Source organism: Vicinamibacteria bacterium (assembly GCA_035570235.1).
GTDB lineage: Bacteria > Acidobacteriota > Vicinamibacteria > Fen-336 > Fen-336 > DATMML01.
This window is the reverse complement of the sequence record DATMML010000123.1, coordinates 42,997-64,538: the sequence shown is the minus strand read 5'-3', so window position 1 is coordinate 64,538 and position 21,542 is coordinate 42,997. Positions and strand designations below refer to the sequence as shown.

Annotated in this window: 20 protein-coding genes; 9 read left to right on the top strand and 11 right to left on the bottom strand. The window is 70.3% G+C overall.

What is annotated here, in order from left to right; genetic code table 11:
- The first annotated feature begins 64 nt into the window (after window positions 1-64).
- Genes VN461_22155 through VN461_22145 form a run of 3 tightly spaced genes read left to right on the top strand, consistent with a single transcriptional unit; the run spans window position 65 to window position 1,511 of the window.
- Window positions 65-604, top strand: coding sequence for an NUDIX hydrolase (locus VN461_22155; protein ID HXB57481.1), 540 nt, complete (start codon window positions 65-67; stop codon window positions 602-604).
- Complete coding sequence (locus VN461_22150) at window positions 601-1,095, top strand: tetratricopeptide repeat protein (GenBank protein HXB57480.1); 495 nt, start codon at window positions 601-603, stop codon at window positions 1,093-1,095. Before VN461_22155 ends, VN461_22150 begins: the two co-directional genes overlap by 4 nt.
- Window positions 1,089-1,511, top strand: a complete 423-nt coding sequence (locus VN461_22145; protein ID HXB57479.1) for a thioesterase family protein — start codon at window positions 1,089-1,091, stop codon at window positions 1,509-1,511. Before VN461_22150 ends, VN461_22145 begins: the two co-directional genes overlap by 7 nt.
- A 90-nt stretch (window positions 1,512-1,601) precedes the next feature.
- Here the strand turns inward: VN461_22145 and speA are convergent, their stop codons facing one another.
- Window positions 1,602-3,512, bottom strand: a complete 1,911-nt coding sequence (gene speA / locus VN461_22140) for a biosynthetic arginine decarboxylase (GenBank protein HXB57478.1) — start codon at window positions 3,510-3,512, stop codon at window positions 1,602-1,604.
- An 80-nt stretch (window positions 3,513-3,592) separates the two neighbouring features.
- Window positions 3,593-4,660: a thioredoxin domain-containing protein gene (locus VN461_22135; GenBank protein HXB57477.1), complete on the bottom strand. Its 1,068-nt coding sequence runs from the start codon at window positions 4,658-4,660 to the stop codon at window positions 3,593-3,595.
- Window positions 4,661-4,748: 88 nt separating this feature from the next.
- On the opposite strand from VN461_22135, the gene VN461_22130 reads away from it, so the two are divergent.
- Entirely contained in the window at window positions 4,749-6,914 is a 2,166-nt protein-coding gene (locus VN461_22130) for a hypothetical protein (GenBank protein HXB57476.1), read from the top strand.
- 4 nt (window positions 6,915-6,918) lie between these two features.
- Here the strand turns inward: VN461_22130 and VN461_22125 are convergent, their stop codons facing one another.
- Genes VN461_22125 through VN461_22110 form a run of 4 tightly spaced genes read right to left on the bottom strand, consistent with a single transcriptional unit; the run spans window position 6,919 to window position 9,893 of the window.
- A complete protein-coding gene (locus VN461_22125; protein ID HXB57475.1) occupies window positions 6,919-7,812 on the bottom strand; it encodes a hypothetical protein in 894 nt (297 codons plus the stop codon).
- An 8-nt stretch (window positions 7,813-7,820) separates the two neighbouring features.
- Complete coding sequence (locus VN461_22120) at window positions 7,821-8,660, bottom strand: SDR family oxidoreductase (GenBank protein ID HXB57474.1); 840 nt, start codon at window positions 8,658-8,660, stop codon at window positions 7,821-7,823.
- A 3-nt stretch (window positions 8,661-8,663) separates the two neighbouring features.
- Window positions 8,664-9,341, bottom strand: a complete 678-nt coding sequence (locus tag VN461_22115; GenBank protein ID HXB57473.1) for an HAD family phosphatase — start codon at window positions 9,339-9,341, stop codon at window positions 8,664-8,666.
- A 15-nt stretch (window positions 9,342-9,356) separates the two neighbouring features.
- Window positions 9,357-9,893, bottom strand: coding sequence for a hypothetical protein (locus tag VN461_22110; protein HXB57472.1), 537 nt, complete (start codon window positions 9,891-9,893; stop codon window positions 9,357-9,359).
- Between the two features lie 95 nt (window positions 9,894-9,988).
- On the opposite strand from VN461_22110, the gene VN461_22105 reads away from it, so the two are divergent.
- Window positions 9,989-10,459 (top strand): hypothetical protein, encoded by a 471-nt coding sequence (locus VN461_22105; GenBank protein HXB57471.1) that lies wholly within the window; start codon window positions 9,989-9,991, stop codon window positions 10,457-10,459.
- 363 nt (window positions 10,460-10,822) lie between these two features.
- On the opposite strand, the gene VN461_22100 is transcribed toward VN461_22105, so the two are convergent.
- The 5 genes from VN461_22100 to VN461_22080 form a co-directional block, all read right to left on the bottom strand.
- Window positions 10,823-12,217: a mercuric reductase gene (locus tag VN461_22100; protein ID HXB57470.1), complete on the bottom strand. Its 1,395-nt coding sequence runs from the start codon at window positions 12,215-12,217 to the stop codon at window positions 10,823-10,825.
- Window positions 12,218-12,310: 93 nt separating this feature from the next.
- A complete protein-coding gene (locus VN461_22095; GenBank protein ID HXB57469.1) occupies window positions 12,311-12,847 on the bottom strand; it encodes a cob(I)yrinic acid a,c-diamide adenosyltransferase in 537 nt (178 codons plus the stop codon).
- Window positions 12,848-12,858: 11 nt separating this feature from the next.
- Window positions 12,859-13,821 carry a glycine cleavage T C-terminal barrel domain-containing protein gene (locus VN461_22090; protein HXB57468.1) on the bottom strand — a complete coding sequence of 321 codons (963 nt, stop codon included), beginning with the start codon at window positions 13,819-13,821 and terminating at the stop codon, window positions 12,859-12,861.
- A gap of 2 nt (window positions 13,822-13,823) precedes the next feature.
- Window positions 13,824-15,014 carry a hypothetical protein gene (locus VN461_22085; protein HXB57467.1) on the bottom strand — a complete coding sequence of 397 codons (1,191 nt, stop codon included), beginning with the start codon at window positions 15,012-15,014 and terminating at the stop codon, window positions 13,824-13,826.
- A gap of 20 nt (window positions 15,015-15,034) precedes the next feature.
- Entirely contained in the window at window positions 15,035-17,545 is a 2,511-nt protein-coding gene (locus tag VN461_22080; protein ID HXB57466.1) for a TIM-barrel domain-containing protein, read from the bottom strand.
- A gap of 143 nt (window positions 17,546-17,688) precedes the next feature.
- On the opposite strand from VN461_22080, the gene VN461_22075 reads away from it, so the two are divergent.
- The 4 genes from VN461_22075 to malQ all read left to right on the top strand — a co-directional run bounded on the left by VN461_22075 (window position 17,689) and on the right by malQ (window position 21,509).
- Window positions 17,689-19,113 (top strand): sulfatase, encoded by a 1,425-nt coding sequence (locus VN461_22075; protein HXB57465.1) that lies wholly within the window; start codon window positions 17,689-17,691, stop codon window positions 19,111-19,113.
- A 104-nt stretch (window positions 19,114-19,217) separates the two neighbouring features.
- Window positions 19,218-19,451 carry a CDGSH iron-sulfur domain-containing protein gene (locus tag VN461_22070; GenBank protein ID HXB57464.1) on the top strand — a complete coding sequence of 78 codons (234 nt, stop codon included), beginning with the start codon at window positions 19,218-19,220 and terminating at the stop codon, window positions 19,449-19,451.
- 14 nt (window positions 19,452-19,465) lie between these two features.
- Window positions 19,466-19,957 carry a hypothetical protein gene (locus VN461_22065; GenBank protein ID HXB57463.1) on the top strand — a complete coding sequence of 164 codons (492 nt, stop codon included), beginning with the start codon at window positions 19,466-19,468 and terminating at the stop codon, window positions 19,955-19,957.
- A gap of 1 nt (window position 19,958) precedes the next feature.
- Window positions 19,959-21,509: a 4-alpha-glucanotransferase gene (gene malQ / locus VN461_22060; protein ID HXB57462.1), complete on the top strand. Its 1,551-nt coding sequence runs from the start codon at window positions 19,959-19,961 to the stop codon at window positions 21,507-21,509.
- Window positions 21,510-21,542: the final 33 nt, after the last annotated feature.

Below are 21,542 nucleotides of genomic sequence, written 5' to 3'. Positions count from 1 at the left end.
CCTGAAGTATACCACCCGGGCGGGCGGGCTCCGGAGGGTGCCGCCGGCCTATAATCCGTCGCGTATGACCGCGGTGGACACCGAGTATCGCTTCTGTCCGCGCTGCGCGAACGCGCTCCAGCCGCGGGAGGTGAAGGCGGGGGAGCCGCCGCGGCCCGTCTGCGCGGCCTGCGGCTTCGTGCTCTACCTCAATCCCAAGGTGGCGGCCTGCACCATCTGCACGGTAGAGGGCGGGATCGTGCTCCTGAAGCGGGCCATCGCCCCGGAGAAAGGCAAGTGGGTCTTCCCCGGAGGCTTCGTGGACCGAGGCGAGCCCGTGGCTGCGGCCGCCATCCGCGAGACGCGGGAAGAGGTGAACCTACGGGTGGGCCTCACGGGAATCCTCGATGTCTACTCCTTCCCGGGTCAGGAGGTGGCGGTGGTCGTTTACGCCGCCCACGTGCTCTCCGGCCGGCTGCAGGCGGGCGACGAGACGGAGGCGGTGAAGGCCTTCCCCCCGGAGGAGCTCCCCTGGGACGATCTGGGCTTCGACACCACGCGCGCCGCCCTTCGCGACTACCTTCGGCGCTTCTACCCTCGGGTACGCGCCCCCCGGCAACCATGAGCGAGGCCTCCTTCGCGCGGGCCCAGCTCCTGGCCGTCCGCGGGCAGGGGGGAGAGGCCCTCTCCGCCCTGGACGAGGTGCTGGCCGACGAGCCCCGCCACCTGGGGGCGCTGCTCTTGAAGGCGGAGGTTCTTCTGGATGCGAGGGAGGGCGAGGAGGCCACCGCCCTGTGCCGGCAGGCGGTGGGCGCGTGGCCGCGCTCCGCGCAGGCCCGCAACTCCCTGGCCCGCTGCCTGCATGCGCTGGGCGACGATGCGGGCGCCCTGGAGTCGGCGGAGGAGGCGCGTCGTCTGCTCGGGGAGGGGGACAACTTCCGGCACGCCGCCCCCGTCTACCTGACGCTCGTCTGGTGTCTGCGCGAGGGGCGACGGTTCAAGGAAGCCCTGGCCATGGCGGAGGAGGGCCTGGCCCGCGTGCCCGACGCCGTTCTCGCGGAGTGGGCGGCGGTGGTGGAGCAAGAGCTGGCCGAAGCCGAGAAAGAGCGGTGCTGACAAACTTCTCCTTCGTCTTTCCCGTCGACGTCCGCTTTCGCGACCTGGACACCCAGGGCCACGTGAACAACGCGGTGTACCTGACCTACCTGGAGTCGGCGCGCATCGTCTGGTGGCAGGAAGTCACCGGCCGCACGCTGGCCGAGATGGGGATGATCCTAGCCCGCACCGAGATCGACTATCGCTCCCCTGCCGCCTACGGAGACCGCCTCGAGGTGGGGTTGCGCTGTGTTTCCATGGGCCGTTCCTCGTTCGTCCTGGAGTTCCGGGTGGAGGAGCGCGGGAGCGGTCGCCTGGTGGCGGAGGCGCGCAAGGTCCTCGTTCACTACGACTACATCGCCCGTCGCTCAATCCCGATCCCGCCCGAGCTCAGGGCCAAGATCCGGGCCCGGGACCCCGGGGTGCGCGAAGATTGAGGCGGATGGGGGCCGGGAACGCCCGCGGCCGGCCCCAGGGCCGAGGAGGAGGAGAGGATCGAAGGGGATCCACCTGCCCGACGGGGGCCGTCAGTCGTTAACGGTCAGGTAGGTATATCCCTCCAGCGACTCTTCGTAGCGGCGCATGAACCGGCCGGACTCGGCCATGGTCAGCCGCTTCTCGCGCAGGGCCGCCTCCACCGCCCGCCGCACCCGCGAGATCAAGTCCTCCTTGGTGTACTGCACGTAGGAGAGCACCTCTGCCACCGAATCCCCCTCCACCACGTGCTCGACCGTGTAGTCGTCACCGTCCAGCTTGACGTGCACGGCGTCGGTGTCGCCGAAGAGGTTGTGGAGGTCGCCCAGGATCTCCTGGTAGGCCCCGACCAGGAAGGTACCGATGAGGTAGGGCTCGCCGTTGGGGGGGTGCAGCTCCAGGAAGTGCTTCACGTCCCTGAGGTCGATGAACTGGTCCATCTTCCCGTCGCTGTCGCAGGTGAGATCGGCCAACACCGCGCGCCGGGAGGGGGCCCGGTTCAAGCGGTCGATGGGCAAGGTGGGGAAGAGCTGGCGCACCGCCCAGTGGTCGGGCAGGGACTGGAAGAGCGAAAAGTTGCAGTAGTACGTGTCGGTGAGCTGCCGTTCGAGCCCTTCCAGTTCGTCCGGGACGTAGGCCAGGTCGCGGACGATCTTCAGGATTTTCTCGCAAGTGGCCCAGAAGAGCTCCTCCACCCGGGCCCGCGCCTTGAGGTCCAAATAGCCGAGGTTGAAGGCGGTGATCGCCTCCTCCTTCACCTGCAGCGCGTCGTGGTAGGCCTCCTGGAAGTTCTTGCGGGAGACCCCGGCATAGGTCTCGTAGAGCTGGTGGATCACGGGGTGCTCGTCCTTGGCCAGGGATTCCGGGACCTGGCCGGCCAGGATCTCGTTCGTCCCCAGCACGTTGAAGATCAGGACCGAGTGGTGGGCCACGAGCGCGCGCCCCGATTCGGTCACGATGTCGGGGTGGGGAACGCCGCGAGCGTTGCAGGCCTCCGCGATCTGGCTCACGATGTCGGCTGCGTACTCCTCGAGCGTGTAGTTTACCGAGGAGTGGAAGTTGGTCTGGCTGCCGTCGTAGTCGACACCGAGGCCCCCCCCGCAGTCGAGGTAGCGCATGTTGGCGCCCAGGCCATGCAGCTCCACGAAGATCCGGCTGGCTTCCCGCAGCGCGTCCTTGACGGCCCGGATGTTGGTGATCTGGGACCCGATGTGGAAGTGTAAAAGCTGAAGGCAGTCCAGCATTCCCTCCGTCCGCAGGAGCTCCACTGCGGACACCATCTCCGCGGTCGTAAGCCCGAACTTGGAGCGGTCTCCCGTCGACTCCACCCACTTGCCCGCGCCGCGGGTGACGAGGCGGGCGCGCACGCCGATGGTGGGACGGATGTCCAGCTCGCGGGCGGCGGTCAAGATGGTGGGCAGCTCTCCCACCCGGTCCGCGGTGATGATGACCTTCCGCCCCAGCTTCTGGGCTAGGAGCGCGGTCTCGATGAAGGCCCGGTCTTTGTAACCGTTGCAGAGGATCAAGGCCTCGGGATTGTCGTGGAGGGCGAGCGCCACCAGGAGCTCGGGCTTGGAGCCCGCCTCGATCCCCAGGTTGTAGGGGCGCCCGTACTCCACCAATTCCTCCACCACGTGCCGCTGCTGGTTCACCTTGATGGGATAGACGCCCCGGTAGCACCCCCGGTAGTCGTTCTCGGCGATGGCCTGCTGGAACGCCCCGCAGAGCTGCTGGACGCGCGTGCGGAGGATGTCGGAGAAGCGGATGAGGAGGGGAAGGTTGAGGCCGCGGCTGCGAAGGTCGTCCACCAGTTCCTTGAGGTCGATCTTGGCGGAGTTGGCTCCGGCGGGGGTCACTTCGACGTGGCCGGCCTCGTTGATCGAGAAGAAGCCCCGGCCCCATCCGTTGACGTTGTACAGCTCGAGGGAGTCCTTGACCGTCCAGGCCCGTAGCTCAGTTAGCAACTTACCCCACCACCTCCTTCGCGCCTCGCGCGAGTCTTGAGTGTAGCGCTGAAGGAGCGGAAGTCCAACGAAAAAAGGCCCTAACCCCCCTGCGCCAGCTCGGCGTCGATGACCTCCCGGAACTGCTCGAAGGGGCGGGTGCCGGTGAGCATCCGGCCGTTGATGAAGTACGCGGGGGTCCCGGTGACGCCGGCCTTGACCCCCGCCTCCACCGCCTCCCGGATGGAGGCGTCGTAGCGGTCGGAGGCGAGACAGGTGGAGAAGGCCCCGGGGTTGAGCTTGAGGGAGGCCGCCCGGGCGGCCAGATCGGTCTCGCTCATGTCGCCGGGAAGGGTCATCAGGTTGCGGTGGTACTCCCAGAACCGGCCCTGCTCGCCCGCGCAGCGGGCCGCCCGCGCGGCGGGGAAGGCCTGGGAATGGCCGTCCAGAGGGAAGTCACGATGCACAAATTGCACCTTGCCCGCATAGCGGCTCAGGACCTTCTCGATGGTGGACTGGGCTCGGTGGCAGTAGGGGCACTGGTAGTCCGTGAACTCCACGATGGTGACGGGGGCCTCCGGGGGCCCGAGGGTGGGCGCGCTCGCGGAGACGGGCATCACCTGCCGGGGGGCCTCGAGGTGGACGCGGATCTTCGCCTTCGCCCGCAGCAGGGCCTGGAAGGCGTCCCGGCGCTGGCTCAGCTCCCGTTCCCGGAGCGCCTGCTCGATCTCCGCCACCGCCTGCTCCTTGGTGCGGCCGGAGAAGCGAGCCCGGTTCTGGTTGTAGATGGCCTCGACCTCGGTGGGGGAGAGCCCCTTCAGCTGCCTCTCCACCTCGTCCTTGAGCAGCTCCGCGCTGGAGATCCCCCGGGACTTGGCCTCCTTCTCGAGCAGCTGGTCCCCGATCAGCTCCTCTAGGGCCTGATATCGGATCTCGTACTCCTCCTGGCGGAGCCGCGTCAGCCGGTTCTTCACCCGCTTATCGAGCTCTGCGCGGGTGATGGGCGTGCCGTCAACCTCCGCCACCGGATCTGCGGCCAAGACGGGAGAGGGGGAGGCCTCGGGGGGGGCGGGGGCGGCGGCCCGGGCTCCCGGCCCCCGGCAAGCCCCAAGCGTGAGTAGAGGAAGGGCGAGAGCCGGTGCCCACCATCGCTGCGGTATCCGTCGCATCCTCACAGGCTAACGGGTCGGGTGCCTGCGGGTCAAACGGCCGCCCTCCGAGGTGTACAGGCGGCCCTGCTTCGGGCAGACTGCGCCCATGACCGCGCTCCGCGGGTGGCTGCCCGCGCTCGTCGGCCTCGTCCTCGTCTACGCGGTCGCCCGGGGGCCTCTCCACTGCACCACCTTCGATCTGCCCGTCTCCAACGACGACGCGATCCTGCTCCTGATGGGCCGCCACGTCCTGAAGGGGGAGCTCGCCACCACCCTTTGGAACCAGCCCTACAACGGAGCCTTGGATGCGTACCTGCTGGCTCCCGGCCTGTCCCTTCTCCCCCACCACCTGGTCTTCCGCCTCTACGAGCTCCTCGGCGCGATCCTGCTCGTGGCCCTGGCGGGACTCCTGGCCCGACGGGTGGGGGGGGAGCGTGCGGGCGTTGCCGCCGCCCTCCTGGCCGCCTGGGGGACGCCGTACATGGCCCTCATGACCGCTACCGGCCCTCCTCCCAACTTCCTGATGCCCCTCGTGACCGGCCTGCCCCTCCTCCTCGCACTCCGCGGCCTCGATCCCGAGGCCCCGCCCCTCGGGCAGCGGGCGGCCCTCCTGATCGGCCTGGTCGCGGGGCTCGCGGTCTGGAACTCGTCTCTCGCCATCCCCGCCTTAACCGGAATGGTCGCCGGGCTCGTCCTGGCCGGGCTGCGGCCGGGGCGTTCGGCCCTCCCCGGCCTCGCCGGATTCGCCCTGGGCGCGAGCCCCCTTGCCTTGGCCCACCTCATCGGAGCCGCCGGCTCGACCGTGGTCACGGCCGCGAGCGCGGTCACCGCCGTGCGCCCGCGGTGGCTCTGGGGTAGCGGCGTCGCCGACCTGGGCCGCGCGGCGGCCGGGCTCCTCGGCGTGAACGTCCCCCTTGTGGTCGACGGCCCCGAGCGGGCCGCCCTCCCCGCCGCCCTCCCCGTGGCCCTCGTCCTGGGCTTGGCCACGGTGGTCCTGGCCGGAGCTTGGTCGCGGAAGGCCCTGCCCTTCTTGGCTTGGGCGGGGGCGCTGGCCTCCGCGTTCGTCCTCAGCCGCCGAACGGGTCCGGACGAGATCCGCTATCTCTACGGCCTGACCTTGCCCGTCCTGGTCTTGGCCGGCGTGGGCTTGGCGCGGGCCTGGGCCTGGCGGCCGGCGGCGGGGCTGGCCCTCGGGCTCATGCTGATCGGACCCTGGGGAGCGGGTCACCGCCTGCTCGTCGAGCGCTGGCGCGATCCCGCCCAGGCCGTCCGTGTCTGGCAGGTCCCCGAGATCGGGCCCGCCCTCGACGCTCTCGCCGGTGCCGGCGTCACTAGCGCCTACGCGAGCCTGCAGTTTGCCGGCCGCCTCACCCTCGAGTCCGGGGAGAGGGTCATCGCGAGCCAGGCCTGGAACGAGCGCATCCCGGGCGATCCCCTCCGGTTCCGCGACGAGGTGGACCTGGACCCCGCCCCCGCCTGGGTGCTGTCTCCGTCCCTCTCGAGGGGGATGCCGCGGGCGGGGCGGTTCCGCGAACTCCTGAGAACCCTCGGTGGCTCGTGGCAGGAGGAGCTGGCAGGAGACCTGATGGTCTTCCGAGGGTTCTCTCCCCCCTACGACGAGTCCCGGCCGGTGACGAGCGACGCGATCTCGGTCTCGACGCTCGACGGCGCGGCCCTACCCGCCGCGGTCCGGGACCGGGACGTGACGACCGCCTGGAGGTCCCCGGTCGGCATCACGCGCGGCAGCGGGCTCCGGGTGCGCCTGGAGCCGCCGCGTCGGGTGTCCGCCCTCGTGCTGGCCGTGGACCTCGACCACTCGCCGCTCTCCGTCCCCTGGATCGCGGAGGCGGACGGGGTGATGGTGGCGGAGGGCCCCGCCCGCCACGGCCTGCAATGGGTCAACGGTGCCCCGCGCGCGGGCAAGCAGGCGCTCATGGTGGTGCCGCTGGGAGACCGGAAAGCGGGCGAGGTCCGGCTGATCTTCCAGGGCGCGGGGCCCCCGCTCGCCGTTCTCGAACTGTTCCTGTACGGACCGGACGAAGCGGAGCGTCCGGCCGCGGGGAGGCCGTCGGCGGCCGCGGCTCTCGCCGCGGCCCGGGCCGGGGACTGGGACGCGGCCGTACGCCTCTATGCGGACGCGGTTCGCCTCGAGCCCGACCGGGCCGCCTTCCACGCCGGCCTGGCCCGGGCCCGCTGGCGCGCCCCCCGCCGCCGCTGGCTGGACGTGGAGGGCCTCGACGACGGCGGTCCCGAGCTCGTCCTGCCCCGCTGAAGGGTCAGCGGGGCCGCACCTCGGACCTCACCAAAACGTCCTCGACGAACGTGACGTCGATGACGTCGGGGCCACGCCGATAGACCGCTACCACTGACCGCAGGCCGGCCTCCCGGTGGACATCCTCCCGTTCGGGATTTCCGAGCAGGCTCTCTACCTCCTCCCGGCTCATGCCCTTGCGCAGCTCGGGCAGGTCAGCCGGGCGGTCGGTCCGCTCGTAGCGCAGGTCCTCCGCCCGTTCCGGGGGCCGGGGGCCCCCGGGGAAATCAACATAGTTGGCGAGGGCGCGCATGAGGCCGTCGGGGGTGAGCGCCTGTGGAGGCACGCGCTTCTCGAAGCGGACGTTGAAGCGCGAGCCCATGGCCAGCGCGCGCTCGCGGTCCTTTTCCCGCCGGACCTCGTTGGCGGCTTCCGCCACCGCGCGGTTGCGCGCCTCCTCGCGCTCGCGGTCCTCGCGCAGGTCGTCCAACTCACGCTGCATCCGCCGCTTTCGGTCGGGGTCGTCCTCCCTCTTGATCTCGCGCTCCAAGTCCTTCTCGCGGTTGGACTTCGCGACGGAGGGGACGGAGACGCTCCCCGACCCGTTGCGGAACGTGTTGAAGCCGCCCTCCCCGAGCTGGAACTCGATGAGGTCGTCCTTCACCTTGACCTTGGTCACGGTGATGCGCTCTCCCTCCCGCACGGCAACCCCGCTCTCCCGGATCCGGGACGCGTGCTTGCCCATGTCCAGCGGCCGCTCCCGTTCCGGGTACACGTCCACTCCGCTGGAGCTGGCCGGCATGTCGATCCGCACCACCACCGACCGGCCCTCGAAGAACTGCCGCAGGCTCTCCTCGCTCTGGGCGTGGAGGGGGGCGGCCCCTAGGGAGCAGAGGATCAGAATCGTGCCTGTCTTCATGGCATACCTCACGCGAGTCGGTCGCGCCTCAGTATCAGCCCACCGTCCACGGTCAGGACCTGGCCGGTCACGTAGGAGTCGGGCTCGAGCAGGAAACGGACCACCCGGGCCACGTCCTCCGGCCGTCCAAAGCGGGGGATGGCTCCCCGCTCCACGTAGGGGTCGTACTTGCCGGCATCGATGGAGACCCGAGCCATGCCCGCGGCGGTGGCCCCCGGGGCGACCACGTTCACGCGGATGTCGGCGGGGCCGCCGAACTCCTTGGCCAGGATCTTGGCGGCGTGGATCAGGGCGGCCTTGGGGGCGGCGTAGGCCAGGCTCCCCTCGAAGGGATGCACGCCCTGCATGCTGGAGAAGAGGACGATCGCCCCGTGCGTCCCGTGGCGCATCATCTCCGCCGCGCCGGCCCGGGCGAGGAGGATGGGGGCCTCGAAGTTGGCGGCGAAGGAGGCGTGGAGGGCGGCTCCGTCCAGGTCCTCCGGTTTGACGCGAGCGGGGTCCCCCGTCAAGGCCACCAGGCCGTAGAGCTCTCCCTTCACGTTCAGCGCCGCCTCCAGGTAGCGCCGCCGCACCGCGGGATCCGCCACGTCCCCCTCTACCAGCTGCACGGGGCCGCCGTAGAGGTCCTGGAGCTTCTGCTGCAGAGCCAGCGCGTGCCCGCGGTTCGCACGGTAGCCGACCACGGGCAACGCCCCCTCCTGCAGGAGCAGGGCGGTCACGGCGCTACCCAGGCCGCCCGTCCCCCCCGCCACGAGCACGACGCGGCCGGCCAGGCCCCGGCGGTTGAACTCGTAGCGGTGCTCGGCGTGGCGCCGGGCCTGCTCAGGATCCAGATAGCGGGAGCGCACGGCTCAGGGACCGAAGAGCGCGCGCAGGCCGTCGTTGTCGAGGCCGACGAGCGAGTCCACGACGTGGTGCGCGGCTCCCAACTTCTCCGGTGGGTAGGAGTGGGCCACCGCTACGACCGTCATGCCCGCGGCCCGGGCGGAGGCGATCCCCGCCATCGAGTCCTCGAAGACCAGGCACTCCGCGGGTGCGAGCCCGGGCGTGCGCTCGGCCAGGAGGCCCATGGCGCTCACGTAGGGCTCGGGGTCCGGCTTGCCCCGCGAGACGTCGTCCGCCCCCACGATGGCGGCGAAAGCATCGCGCAGCCCCGCCCCTCTCAGGATGGCGTCGATTTCGCCGTGCAGGGCCCCGGAGGCGATGGCGAGGGGAAACCGCGCGGCCAGCGACCGCACCAGCTCCGCGGCCCCCGGGAAGAGGGGGATCTTGGAGGCCAGCTCCGAGAAGAGGTCCGCCTTGCGGCGGGCGATCGCGTCGAGGCGGGCGAGAGGCGGGGAGACGCCGTGTGCCTCCAGGGCGAGGCGGATCGCGGTCCGATCGTTATAGGCCAGGTAGCCGGAGTAGTACTCCTTCTCGTCGATCTGGATCCCCTCCGGAAGGAGGCTCGAGCGCAGGGCCTGGAAATGGAGGGGTTCGCTGTCCACGATCACGCCGTCGAAGTCGAAGATCGCCGCCCGCATGGCCATGCCCGCGTGGGTCGCTTAGCCCCGGGCGATCGAGGCCAGGAGGGCGTCAAACTCGGCTTGGGCCGCGGCCAGGGTCGGGGCGGGGCCGGTGAGCTTAAAGAAGATGAGGCCTCCGGGCCCCTCCACAATGGCGCCTAGGAGCTTGTAGCCGGTTTTCTTCCCCTGGGACTGCATCTCGGGGCCTCCCGGGGCCAGGTAGGTCCCGGAGACTTGCGCGAAGTGGACGGTGAGCCCTCCGACCTGCCTGGTGGAGCGCTGGGGGGCAGGGCCGCCCTCGAACTGAGCCGACCAACGCTGGACGTTGGCGTCGACGGTCCCCCCTTGGCCGGGCCCGAAGGCGAAGACCGCGCACTCGCCGGCTTCGCTCCCCGGGGGGGCGGGCACGGTGTAGGTGGCCACGCGCATCGAGCGGGGGGGCTGATCGGCCCAGCGCGAGGGGATGGTCCAGCGGATCCCGGAGGCGGTGCCTATTCTGGGGGAGGCGGTCAGGGGCGCGGCGAGCAGGACGGTGGCGCCCAAAGGCAGCAGCACGGAAGCGCGTCCCACCCTCATGTGCTCTCCTCCCGGGACGGAGCGCCCGGACAGGCGTAGATTGTAGCAGGCGGCCTCGCGGGCCACTCCGAGGCCTGTGCTAAGGTCTCCGGGCCATGCTGGTTCGCGTTCTCGCCTCCCTGCTCTTCCTGGTGCTGCTCTGGTGGCTCCTCCGCCTGGCCCTGGGCCTGCGCCAAGCCAAGCTGGACCGGGAGGGGGCGCGGGTCGCGGAGGAGGCCCGGGGCCGGCAGGTGGTGGCGGAGCTCCCGCCCAGCGGTTCGGAGACGCTGTTCCTGCTGGAGGACGGCCCCCGCTTTTGCTGGGGTTCGGAGACGCTGGACAAGGCGGACATCGCGGGGGCGCGTCTGCTCCTGAACGGGGGCGTCCTTCAGGAGTTCGAGAGCGGGCCGGCGCGCCTGCCCCCCCTCGACCCCCCTCGGGAGTTCGAAGGCGGGGAGCTCTGGGAGGTGGTGGTCTACCGCCGCTCCGGGGGGAGGGCCCGCATCGCCTGCGGCACGCTCCGCGAGGGGGTGAGCCGCGAGATCGCGGGGCGCGCCTTTGCCGCCATCCGCAGCGCTGCGCCGTGACAGCAGAGTGCTCCTTGGAGCGCTTGATTGAACGCCACCCCCGTCAGCCGGTCGCGACCGAGCAGAGGCTGCCCAAGGGTCTCCGGGCCCCCGTGCAGTCCATGACTCCGACCCAGTTGATCTCGGGAGCCCTATGCCCCGCGACGCCCCCCCGTCTTGGGGACGAGGTCGCGCGGCGTCTTGGCCGAGGGCGGCACGTCGTCATGCCCGACGGAAGCCACGTCGACGGCGGGACGTGCATCGATAGTTGTCCAGCCGTTCTTGAAGGCGGGCTGGGCAGAATCGCTCGACGCATCCTGCGTCGAGGGGATCCACCGGCCACCGTTCTTCACGGGCTAACCCGGCCGTCCTCGAACGAGCGGCTCAAGCCGCGTCCATGGCCATGAAGAGATTGTTGAGCGACTCCGCGAGCGTGGGATGGGCGAAGACCGCCTCCCGCAGGACGGTATAGGGCAGCCCGCCCATCATCGCCATCTGCACGACCGACATCACCTCGCCCCCTTCCACGCCCAGGATGGCCGCGCCCAGGATCCGTCCGCTGTCCGCCTCCACCACCGCCTTCATGAAGCCCCGCGTCTCGTCGACCTCGAGGGCACGGGCGACCTTGCTCATGGGCAGCCGGGCCACCCGGACGCGGTGACCTCGAGCGCGCGCCTCGGTCTCCGAGAGGCCCACGCGCCCAAGCTGGGGGTCGAGGAAGACGGTGTAGGGGACGAGGCGACCCGCCGTGGTCGCATGCCCCTCCTCCAGGAGGTTGGTGCGCGCAATGCGGAAGTCGTCGTAGGCGATGTGGGTGAAGGCGGGCCCGCCCTTCACGTCGCCCAGCGCGTAGACGCCCTTAGCTGTCGTCTCCAGGCGCTCGTCGACCCGGATGAAGCCGCCCGGTTCCGTCTCGATCCCGGCCGCGGCCAGGTTCAGTTCCTCCGTGTTGGGCACGCGCCCCGTGGCCACCAGCAGGTGCGATCCAGTGACCGTCCGCTCCCCCTGAGGCGTGCCCAGGCGCAGCTGGCACCCCCCGGGGGCGGCCTGGACCTCGCGCGCCTCGGCTTCCAGGATCACCTCGAGGCCGTCCTCCCGAAGGATCCGGGCCACTTCCTCCGCCACGTCGGGGTCCTCACGGCACAGCAGACTGGGGCCGCGATGGATCACCGTAACCCGGCTCCCGAATCGCCGGAACATCTGTCCGAACTCGAGGCCGACATAGCCTCCACCCAGCACCAGCAGGTGATCGGGGACGGCCTCCAGCTCCATGATGGAGGTCGAGTCCAAGAAGGGGAGCCCGCGAAGCCCGGGCAAAGCGGGCACCGCGGGCCGGGCACCGCTGTTGATGAAGATGAGATCCGCAGTCAGCGTGCGGACGGACCCCTCGGCGAGGTGGACCTCCAGCCGGCGGGGATCCAGGAAGCGGGCGCGGCCCTCGAGGAGGTCGAGGCCGGAGGTGCTCTCCAGGCGGTGGCGGGTCCCGCTCCGGAAGGTGGCCACGAGGTCCCGCTTCCGCTGACGCACACGCAGAAGGTCCACCTCCACGTTTCCCGTGCGCACGCCATAGTTGGAGCCCCGGCGGGCCAGGTAGGCCACGCGCGCGCTGGCCACCATGGTCTTGGTGGGCGTGCAGCCGACGTTGATGCAGGTGCCACCCACCTGATCCTGCTCCACGAGGGCGGTCCTTCGGCCCGCGCCGCTGAGGGCCCGCGCCAGGGGCACCCCCGCCTGTCCGGCACCGATCACGATGGCATCGTAGCGGGCGGTGGTGGCCATGGCTTCAACCTCCGGAAAGGCGGCGGGGCTAGATCCGCGGATCTTGTGGATCAAGTCGGGGGGCGCTGCGCCCGGCCCGCCGGCCGTGGGCCCTCACCATCGATCCTCCGACTCCCCGCTCCGGTGGTTCTCGTAGCGGGCGAGGACGAAGAGGAGGTCGGAGAGGCGGTTCACGTAGGCCAGGATCCGCTTGTCCACCGTCTCCGCGCGGGCCAGGGTCACGATCGAGCGCTCCGCGCGCCGGCAGACCGTGCGGGCCAGATGCAGGAACGAGCCCAGCCGCGAGCCGCCGGGAAGGATGAAGGCCTTGAGCTCCGGCATCTGGCGCTCGCGGGCGTCGATGGCCCGCTCTAAGCGGCGGATGCGGGCCGCGGGGACGGCCGCTTTAGCCTTCCGGCGCGCGACCCGGGCCGAGGGGTCGGCGAGCTGGGCCCCCATCGCGAAGAGATCGCGCTGGACCTCCCGCAAGACGGTGGAGAGGTCGGCGTCGCGGGCGTGGGCTTTGACCAGGCCGAGGACGGCGCTCAGCTCGTCCAGGTCGCCGGAGGAGGCCACCCGCAGGTGGTCCTTGGGGACCCGGGGCCCGCCCAGGAGCCCGGTCTCGCCCCCGTCACCCTTTCGGGTGTAGATCTTCAGAGTGCTTACTCCATGGGGAGCGCGACCACGGTGGCGGTGGCCCCCGCGGCGTCCAGGGTCGTCCCCGGTGTCGCCTGGTCGCGATGGAGGTAGGCGAGAGCGATGGGGCCGAAGCGCGGGGAGACGGCGGCCGTGGTCACGCGGCCGACGTCCTTGCCCGCGGCCAGGATCGGGGTCCCCGCCCTCACGGCCGCGCTCAGCCGGAGGCCGCGCAGCTTCTTGTTGACGTTCCCGCCGCGGGCATCCAGGCGGGCGATGACCTCCTGTCCGATGTAGCAGCCCTTCGTGAACGAATGGTGGCTGTCCACGAGCCCGGCCTCGTGCAGGAGGTTCTCCTCGGTCACGTCGGGGCCGTACCAGGCGCACCCCCCCTCGACCCTCAAGGCGTCCAGGGCCTCGCGCTCCAGGCGGTGGGCGCGATGGGCGAGGGCCTCCCGCACCAGAGCGGCTCCATCGGGGGCCACGTGGACCACGAACCCCGAGGGCAAGTCGCTGGCGCGGGCCACGAGCACGCCCAGGCCCCCGAGTTGCCCGGACACGTGTGATTCGGGGGGGAGGTCGGGGACCTCGATGCCGGCGTCCCGCAGGGCTTCCCGGGCCCGCGGGCCCAGGAGACCCAGCACCGCCGTCGGCCGGGCCCTGAAGCGCACGGGGGCGGCCACGCGGTAGTGCTCAAGGGTTCGCTCCACGAGGGAAAGGCGATCTTGGGGCATCTCCAGGAGGACGGCCTCCGGGGTCACCAGCACCCGCATGAGGGCTTGGATGTGACCTTTCACGGTGAGCAGCGCGGCCAGGCAGCCGGTTCCGGGAGCGCGGCCCAGCACGTCGTTGCTCAGCATCCCCTGCAGGAACTTCTGGCGCTGGGGACCCGTGACCTCGAGCACGCCGCGCTCGGCCAGGTCCACCCAGGCCGCCGCCTCCCTCGCCGCCCGGTACCCCTCCGCCGTGTCCGGGGGTGCGTCGACCATTCTCAGGGTGCCTCCTCGATCCAGCGCTGCAGGCGCGCGTTCTCGATCTCGCCCGCGATGATGGCGCGGGTCTCGGTGGTCTTATCCGGGGCCAGGGAGACGTGGGGGTCGGTGGCGGTGGGCTTGGGCATGAGCAGGCCCTCCCGGTAGAGGAGGTCCATGGCCTGCTTGGCAATCCCCTTGTCGTGGTCGGGCAGGCCCCGATAGACGTTGTCCTCGTGGGTATGCGAAGCCCCGATCTTTCCCTTCTTGAAGAGCTTCCTCAAGATCTGCCGGAGGACGCGGCGGTGGGGGTTGGGGTCCCCGATAAGGGGCGATCGGGGCGCGCCCGGGTCCTGCGCGATAGCGGGTGGAGGCGCGTCTTCGAACATCACGCTCACGGGGGGGGCGGCGGGCTGGGCCCGCTCCAGCTCGCGGCGCAGGTGTTCGTTCTCCTTTTCCGCCTTGCGCAATCGCCGCTCCAGGCCCTCGAGTCGCTCGGCGTCCGCGGGCGGCTCGGCCTGGGCCTGTTCCTCGAGGGCCGCGGCCTTCCGCTCCGCCTGGGCCTTGTCCGCTCGGAGGTCGCTGGTCTCCCGCCGCAGGCGCTTCAGCTCCTCCCGCACATCGTCGGAGCGCTGACGCTCCGCCTCGAAGCGGCGCTCCGCATCTTCGAGCTTCCGCTCCGCCTCCCGCAGATGGGCCAGGGCGCTGGACTGAATCTCCAGGATTCCCTCCACGAAATCCCAGGAGGGGGGGATGCATCCTGGAGAAGCCCGGTGGGCACGCACACACTCGGAGGCGAAGCGGGGGAACGTCTTGCGAACGGTCCGGGTCTCGGAGAGCGCGGCCATCCAGAGCGCCTCCAGCGGCTTCTCCTTTCCCAGACGCTCCCACTCCTCAGGGTCCGCGGGCTCCCGGTCCCAGGCCAAGCGATCGTGCAGGGCCTGGGCGAGGGCCATCCCGAAGGGGGGGTCGTCCACCCCCCTTCCCGCGGCCAGGGCCGCCCACACCTCGTCCGGCAGGTTGGCCGCCACCCGCCGGGGCATGGCGTCCTTGAAGAGTCGTCGGAGCAGCGGGCTGGGCAGGGCCCCCCGCACCAGCGTCTGGAGGGCCCGCTCTTGGGCCAGGCGGATCAGGGCCCCGCCCACCCGGGGCGCCGCGGGAAGGGGGCGGGAGGGTAGGGCGCGCGGTCCGCGAGCCGCCGGTCGACCCATGATCAGAGTCTAGCGCGTCCTCAGCGCTCGAGGGTCACCCTCGTCGCTTCGAACCGGTCGGGCATCTTGACGGTGACGGCCCCCTCCGCAACCGCGAAGCCGCGGGGTGCCGCCGCCAGCTCGGCCGGGCTCAGCCGGAGGAGGGGCTCGGTTCCCAGGAGCACCCGCTTCGGCTCCTGATCCGAGATGACGGAGAGCAGGAGGTCGCGGGGGGCCGGGCGGTAGGCACCCTCCGGGGCCCCGACCTCGAGGACCACGCGTCCCTCGGCGCGGGTCTGGAGGAAGCGCCGGCGGACGAAGGCGCCCTGGCGGTACTGGAGGCTCAGGCCGTCGTCCTCGTAGAGCGACCCCTCCGACTGCGCCGCAGGGTAGACCCCCACCACGAGGGGCTGGCCCGGCATCTGCCCGGTATGCTGGACGACGGGTTGCCGGAAGAGGAACGAGCCCCCGCGCACGAAGATCGGGATCGTGCCCAGGCTCACGGGCATCTTGATCGTGGCCCCCCCGGCCGCGTGGCGACCGGTCCAGAAATCGAACCAGTCTCCCTTGGGCAGGAACAGCTCCCGCTCGGTCACGCCCTCGCGGATGACGGGTGCGGCCAAGATGTCGCGGCCGAGGAGGAACTCGTCGTCCACTTGGTAGGTGCGGTCGTCTTCGGGGTACTCGAGGAAGAGCGGGCGCAGGGCGGGCACCCCCGTCCGGCTCGCCTCTTCCATCACGTTGTAGAGGTAGGGCAGCAGCTCGTAGCGGAGCTCGATGGCTCGCCGGTTGATGGCCTCGTAGGAGGCGCCGAAGGACCAGGGCTCCCGGTCCGGGGTGCCCAGCTCGGCGTGGGTCCGCATGAAGGGGTAGAAGACGCCGGTCTGCAGCCAGCGGGTGTAGAGCTCGGGGGAAGGGCCCCTCTGGAAGCCGCCGATGTCGCTGCCCACAAAAGACAGGCCGGAGAGGCCCATGCCCAGGAGCATGGGGATCGACTGGGCGAGGTCCGACCACGTGCTGGTGTTGTCGCCCGGCCACTGGGCGGCGTAGCGCTGTCCGCCCGCGTAGGTAGCTCGGGTCAGAACGAAGGGCCGTTCGTTCGGCCGCAGGCGGGAGAGCCCCTCGAAGGTCGAGCGCGTCATCAGCTGCCCGTAGACGTTGTGGATCTCGCGGTGGTCGGTGGGCTGGCCCTCGTTGTCGTGCCGGACTTCAAGGGCCATCGTCCAGGTGGGGGGAACGAAGACCGCGGGCTCGTTCATGTCGTTCCAGATCCCCGCCACCCCCACGTCAAGGAGCGTCTTGTGAAGCCCCCCCCACCAATCGCGGGCTCCCGGCTTGCTGAAATCGGGGAAGGCGTTGGGGCCTGGATTCTTCTCCGCCTGGGCTGGCCAGACGGGCCCCAGATAGACCGAGCCGTCCGGGTTCTTGATGAAGTAGTCACCGGCGAGGCCGGTCTCCCAGGGCTCGTAGCCCGCCTCCTTCTTGGGATGGGCGTCGAGGATGGTCACCGTACGGAGCCCCTGGGCGCGGAGGTCCGCAATCATTTTCGCGGGGTCGGGGAAGCGGGCCTTGTCCCAAGTGAACGGCTTGTAGGAGTCGAGGTAGTGGATGTCGAGCCAGATCGCGTCCGCGGGGATCTTGCGCTCCCGGAAGTTGCTGGCTATGGATCGAACCTTCGACTCCGGGTAGTAGCTGTAGCGGCACTGGTGGTAGCCGAGGGCCCAGCGGGGGGGCAGGGGCAGGCGGCCGGTGAGAGCGGTGTAGCGCTCCACCACCTGCCGGGGGGCGGGGCCGTAGATGAAGTAGTAGTTCAGCTCCCCTCCCTCGGCCCCGAAAGAGAGGCGGCTGGTCGAGGCCTTCCCCACGTCGAAGCTGCTCCGGAAGGTGTTGTCGAGGAAGATGCCGTGGGCCCGGCCCTCCCGCAGGACCATGAAGAACGGCACCGAGACGTAGATGGGATCGATGCTGGAATCGTAGCCGGGGGTGTCGCTGTTCCACATCACGTAGCTGTAGCCGCCGAGCTTGGCCCCCCGCTTATCGAGCCGGCCCGTCTTCTCACCCAGGCCGTACACGTGCTCGTCGTCCCGGAGCCGCTTGAAGGCCCTGACCTCGCGCCCGGTGAAGGCCATCCCCCGCTCCGCATCGTCCTCGTCCAGGGACTCCCCGGCCGCGGTCGCGAAGGCGATCCGGAGGGGATCGTGGAGCACGGTCACGCGCAGGGTAGCGGTGGTGATGGTCGAGCGATCGGCCGCGACCTGGAAGGAGGCACCCGGGTCGCCGAAATCGCGATCCCCCACCGCGTAGGAGTGGTCACGACCGAAGGCGGGGGTGGGGGAGAAGCGCACGCGGACGATATCGCGGGCGAGGACGGAGACCGCCAGAACCCCCTGGGCGTTCCGGAAGATGAGGGTGTTGCTCTGCCGCTCGGGGCCCGGCATCCGGCCCAACGAGGCCCAGCCGGCCCGCGCGGGGGCGGCGGGGGCGAGCGCAAGGGCAACGGCAACGGCAAGGAGGAACGTAGAGGCGGCCCGCAAGCGGCTCGTTCTCGGCATTTGGACCTCCGGAGGGGCGGACGGCGGGGAATTCTAGTCCAGATCGTCCCGGGGTGGAGGCGGAGAAGTGTGCTAGCCTCGGCGCGTTTCAAGGTGGCCCGGGGAAGCGCAGACCGCGAGCGCGCCCGGGGGGAGCGCGAGGGATGACGGGCAAGGCATGGCGGGTGCTGGCGCCCGCCGTTGCGGCCGTGGCTTGCGGGGGGGGCGCCTCCCCCGTCTCGGCACCCGCGCCCTCGCCGCCTCCGCCCAAACCCAACATCGTCTTCATCCTGACCGATGACCTCGACTCGCGGTCGATGGATATCTTGCCCCGCCTGCCCGCGCTCATGACCCAGGCCGGCCTGTCCTTCCCGCGCTACTACGTCACGCATTCGCTCTGCGCGCCCTCCCGCGCCTCTATCCTGACCGGCCAGTACACCCACAACCACCGGGTGCTCTACAACCTCGGCCCGGATGGGGGCTTCCCCGGCTTTCACAGCCGCGGGCTCGAGGCCTCCACGGTGGCCACTTGGCTGAAGGCCGCCGGTTACCGGACCGCCCTCATAGGCAAGTACCTGAACGACTACGCGACGGGAGCGTCAGAGACCTACGTGCCCCCCGGGTGGGACGAGTGGCGGGGGGACCTGACCGCGGACTTGGACCTCCGCTACTACAACTACTCCCTGAACGAGAACGGCACCGTGGTCACTTACGGCCAGGCCCCGCAGGACTACAGCACCGACGTCTTCGCGGGCCAGGCCGTGGCCTTCATCCGGAGGGCCGCCGCCGACGCGACGACCCCCTTCTTCCTCTATCTGGCCCCCCAGGCCCCCCACAAGCCGGCCGTCTATGCCGACCGGCACTCCCACGAGTTCAAGGGAGGGGGCGCCTTCCGCGTTCCCTCCTTCAACGAGGACGACGTCCGGGAGAAGCCCTCTTTCGTCCAGAACGTTGCGCACATGAACGCCCACGAAATCCAACTCCTCGACGAGCTCCAGGTCTCGCGGCTGCGCAGCATGCTGGCGGTCGAGGAAATGGTGGATCAGGTTCTGCAGGCCCTGATCGCGAGCGGCCGGCTGGAGAACACCTACATCTTCTTCACCTCCGACAACGGGCTGGAGATGGGTGAGCATCGCCTGGCGGGGCGAAAGAACGTCAATTACGAGGAGGCCATAAAGGTGCCCCTCGTCGTCCGCGGGCCGGGGGTCCCCGCCGGTCAGTCGCGTCCCCACCCCGTGCTCAACATCGACCTCGCCCCCACGTTCGCGGAGCTCGCGGGGGCAAGGGTCCCCGACACCGTGGACGGACGCTCCTTCGCCCCCCTGTTGAGGGGAACCCCCCCCGGCCCCGAGACTTGGCGCAAGGACTTTCTCGTCGAGTACTACGACGCCGACGTATCGGCGGGCGTGCGCTCGGAGGACTACCTCTACAACTACCTGGAGTCGTACGAGGTCGAGTTCTATGACATGCGCACGGATCCCTATCAGCTGCACAACCTCCAGCGCCACGTCGATCCTTCGGTCCTGGAGCCGTTCTCACGCCGGCTCCAGGAGCTCCTCGCCTGCCGCGCCGCCAGCTGCCGCCCGTGAGGTCGTCCGGCGCCTGTCTTCCCGGGCGCGTCCGCGAGGCCTCCGTGCAGCGCGCGCGGCGACCCTGTAGAATGGAACCTCGTCGGTCGAATCAAGGAGCATCCATGTCAGACTTCACGGTCATCGTCAGGAACAACGGGCCCCTCCGCCTGGAGGGGAACATCACGATCTGCGACCAGGACGGCAAGCCCTTCGGCCTGAGCGGCCGCACCGTGGTCTCGCTCTGCCGCTGCGGTCAGTCCAGCAACAAGCCGTTCTGCGACGGCAGCCACAATCGGGTGGGTTTCAGCTCCGTCTGTCCCGCCGTCGAGCTCCCGCCCCCGGTCCCCAAGGCGTAATGAGGCCCTCCCCGATGTTCCCGTTCCCCCGTGCCCTCGCCGTCCTGACCCTAATCCTGGCCGTCCTGTCCGCGGCCTGCTCGAACACCACCCCCACCGCCCCCACTCCGGGCGTGGACCTGGCCGTCATCGCCCTCAGCATAGACCCCAACCCCATCATCGCCACGCCCTCCGCGAGCCCGGGCTTCTCCTTCTCCGTCCAGTTCACGGTCATCATCCAGGAGACGTCGGGGGTGGGCGGTCTGATGCAGCTCGTGAGGTCCACCCTCTTCGATCCCGTCACCGGCCAGACGGTGGCCCTCAACACTTACGACGACAAGGACCTCATCGTCTTCTCTGGTACCAACCGCATCGACCCCAAGGGCACCCTGAAGGTGACCCAGATCCTCAACTACACGGTCGCCTCCAACAACCTCACCAAAGCCGCCAACCTTACCGTCTTCATCCAGTTCAAGGACGACCATGGCAACGTCCTGACCCAGTCGCAGCTCGTCCAGGTGATCTGAGGTGCCCCGATCCCGGGTGAGCGGGATCCTTCTGCATCCGACCTCGCTTCCCGGCCCCCATGGCATCGGCGAGCTGGGCCCCGAGGCCCGCGGCTTCGTAGACTTCCTGGCCGACACCGGCCAATCCCTGTGGCAGGTCCTGCCCTTGGGCCCGACCGGCTACGGCGACTCCCCCTATCAGTGCTTCTCCGCCTTCGCCGGCAACCCCCTTCTCGTCAGTTTGGAGCGCCTCGTGGAGGAAGGGCTGCTACAGGCCGCGGACCTCAAGAGGGCGCCGTCTTTCGCGGAGCACGAGGTGGACTTCGGGGCCGTCATCGATTTCAAGCGGCCGCTCTTGCGCAACGCCGGCGAGACCTTCGAGAAGAAGGCCTCCGCCGCCCAGCGCGAGGCGTTCGACGCCTTTTGCCGGAAGGAGGCCGCCTGGCTGCCGGATTTCGCGCTCTTCATGGCCTTGAAGGAGTCCCAGGGCGGTGCGCGCTGGCCGGCCTGGGACCGTCACCTCGCCACGCGTGAGCCGGAAGCCCTGGCCAAGGCCGCCCGCGAGCACGCCCGGGAGGTGCGGGCGCAGGAGCTCGCTCAGTTCTTCTTCTTCGGCCAATGGGCGGACCTGCGCGGGTACGTCCACGAGCGGGGGATCCGCATCCTGGGCGACATCCCCATCTTCGTGGCCCACGACAGCGCCGACGTCTGGGCCCACCCGGAGCTGTTCTACCTGACCGCGGACGGCACGCCTGCCTACGTGGCGGGGGTGCCCCCCGACTACTTCAGCGCGACCGGCCAGCTCTGGGGGAACCCGCTCTATCGCTGGGACGTGCTGGCCAGGAGCGGGTACGCCTGGTGGATCGAGCGTTTCCGCTCCACCCTCTCCCAGGTGGACTCCGTGCGCCTCGATCACTTCCGCGGCTTCGAGGCCTACTGGGAGGTGCCGGGGCGGGAGACCACGGCCGTCAACGGACGCTGGGTGAAGGGGCCGGGGGCCAAACTCTTCGAGGCCCTGGAGGCCACGTGCGGGAAGCTGCCGGTGGTGGCCGAGAACCTGGGCGTGATCACCCCCGAGGTGGAGGCCCTGCGCGAGCGCTTCGGGTGGCCGGGGATGGCCATCCTGGAGTTCGCTTTCGGCAGCGACGACTCCGCGGACACCTTCAAGCCCCACAACTATCCGCGGGACCTCGTGGTCTACACCGGCACCCACGACAACGACACCATCGTGGGCTGGTGGACGGCAGGGGTGGGGGACAGCACGCGCAAGCCGGAGGAGGCCGAGCGCGAGCGCACGTTCTGCATGAAATACTTGGGCACGGATGGGAAGGAGATCCACTGGACCTTCATCCGTACCCTGCTCATGTCGGTGGCGGACACCGCGATCGTCCCCCTCCAGGACGTGCTCGGTCTGGGCAGCGAGGCCCGCATGAACCTTCCCGGGCGGCCCGCCGGCAACTGGCGTTGGCGGTACACTCCCGGGCAGATCACGGATCCCATCCGGGAGCGTCTCCGGGAAATGACCAAGATCTACGGGCGGGCCCCCCGGCCGACCGCCGATAACCCCGCCTGAATCGGGGCCCCCGCCTTGGAGGGCGCCCCCACC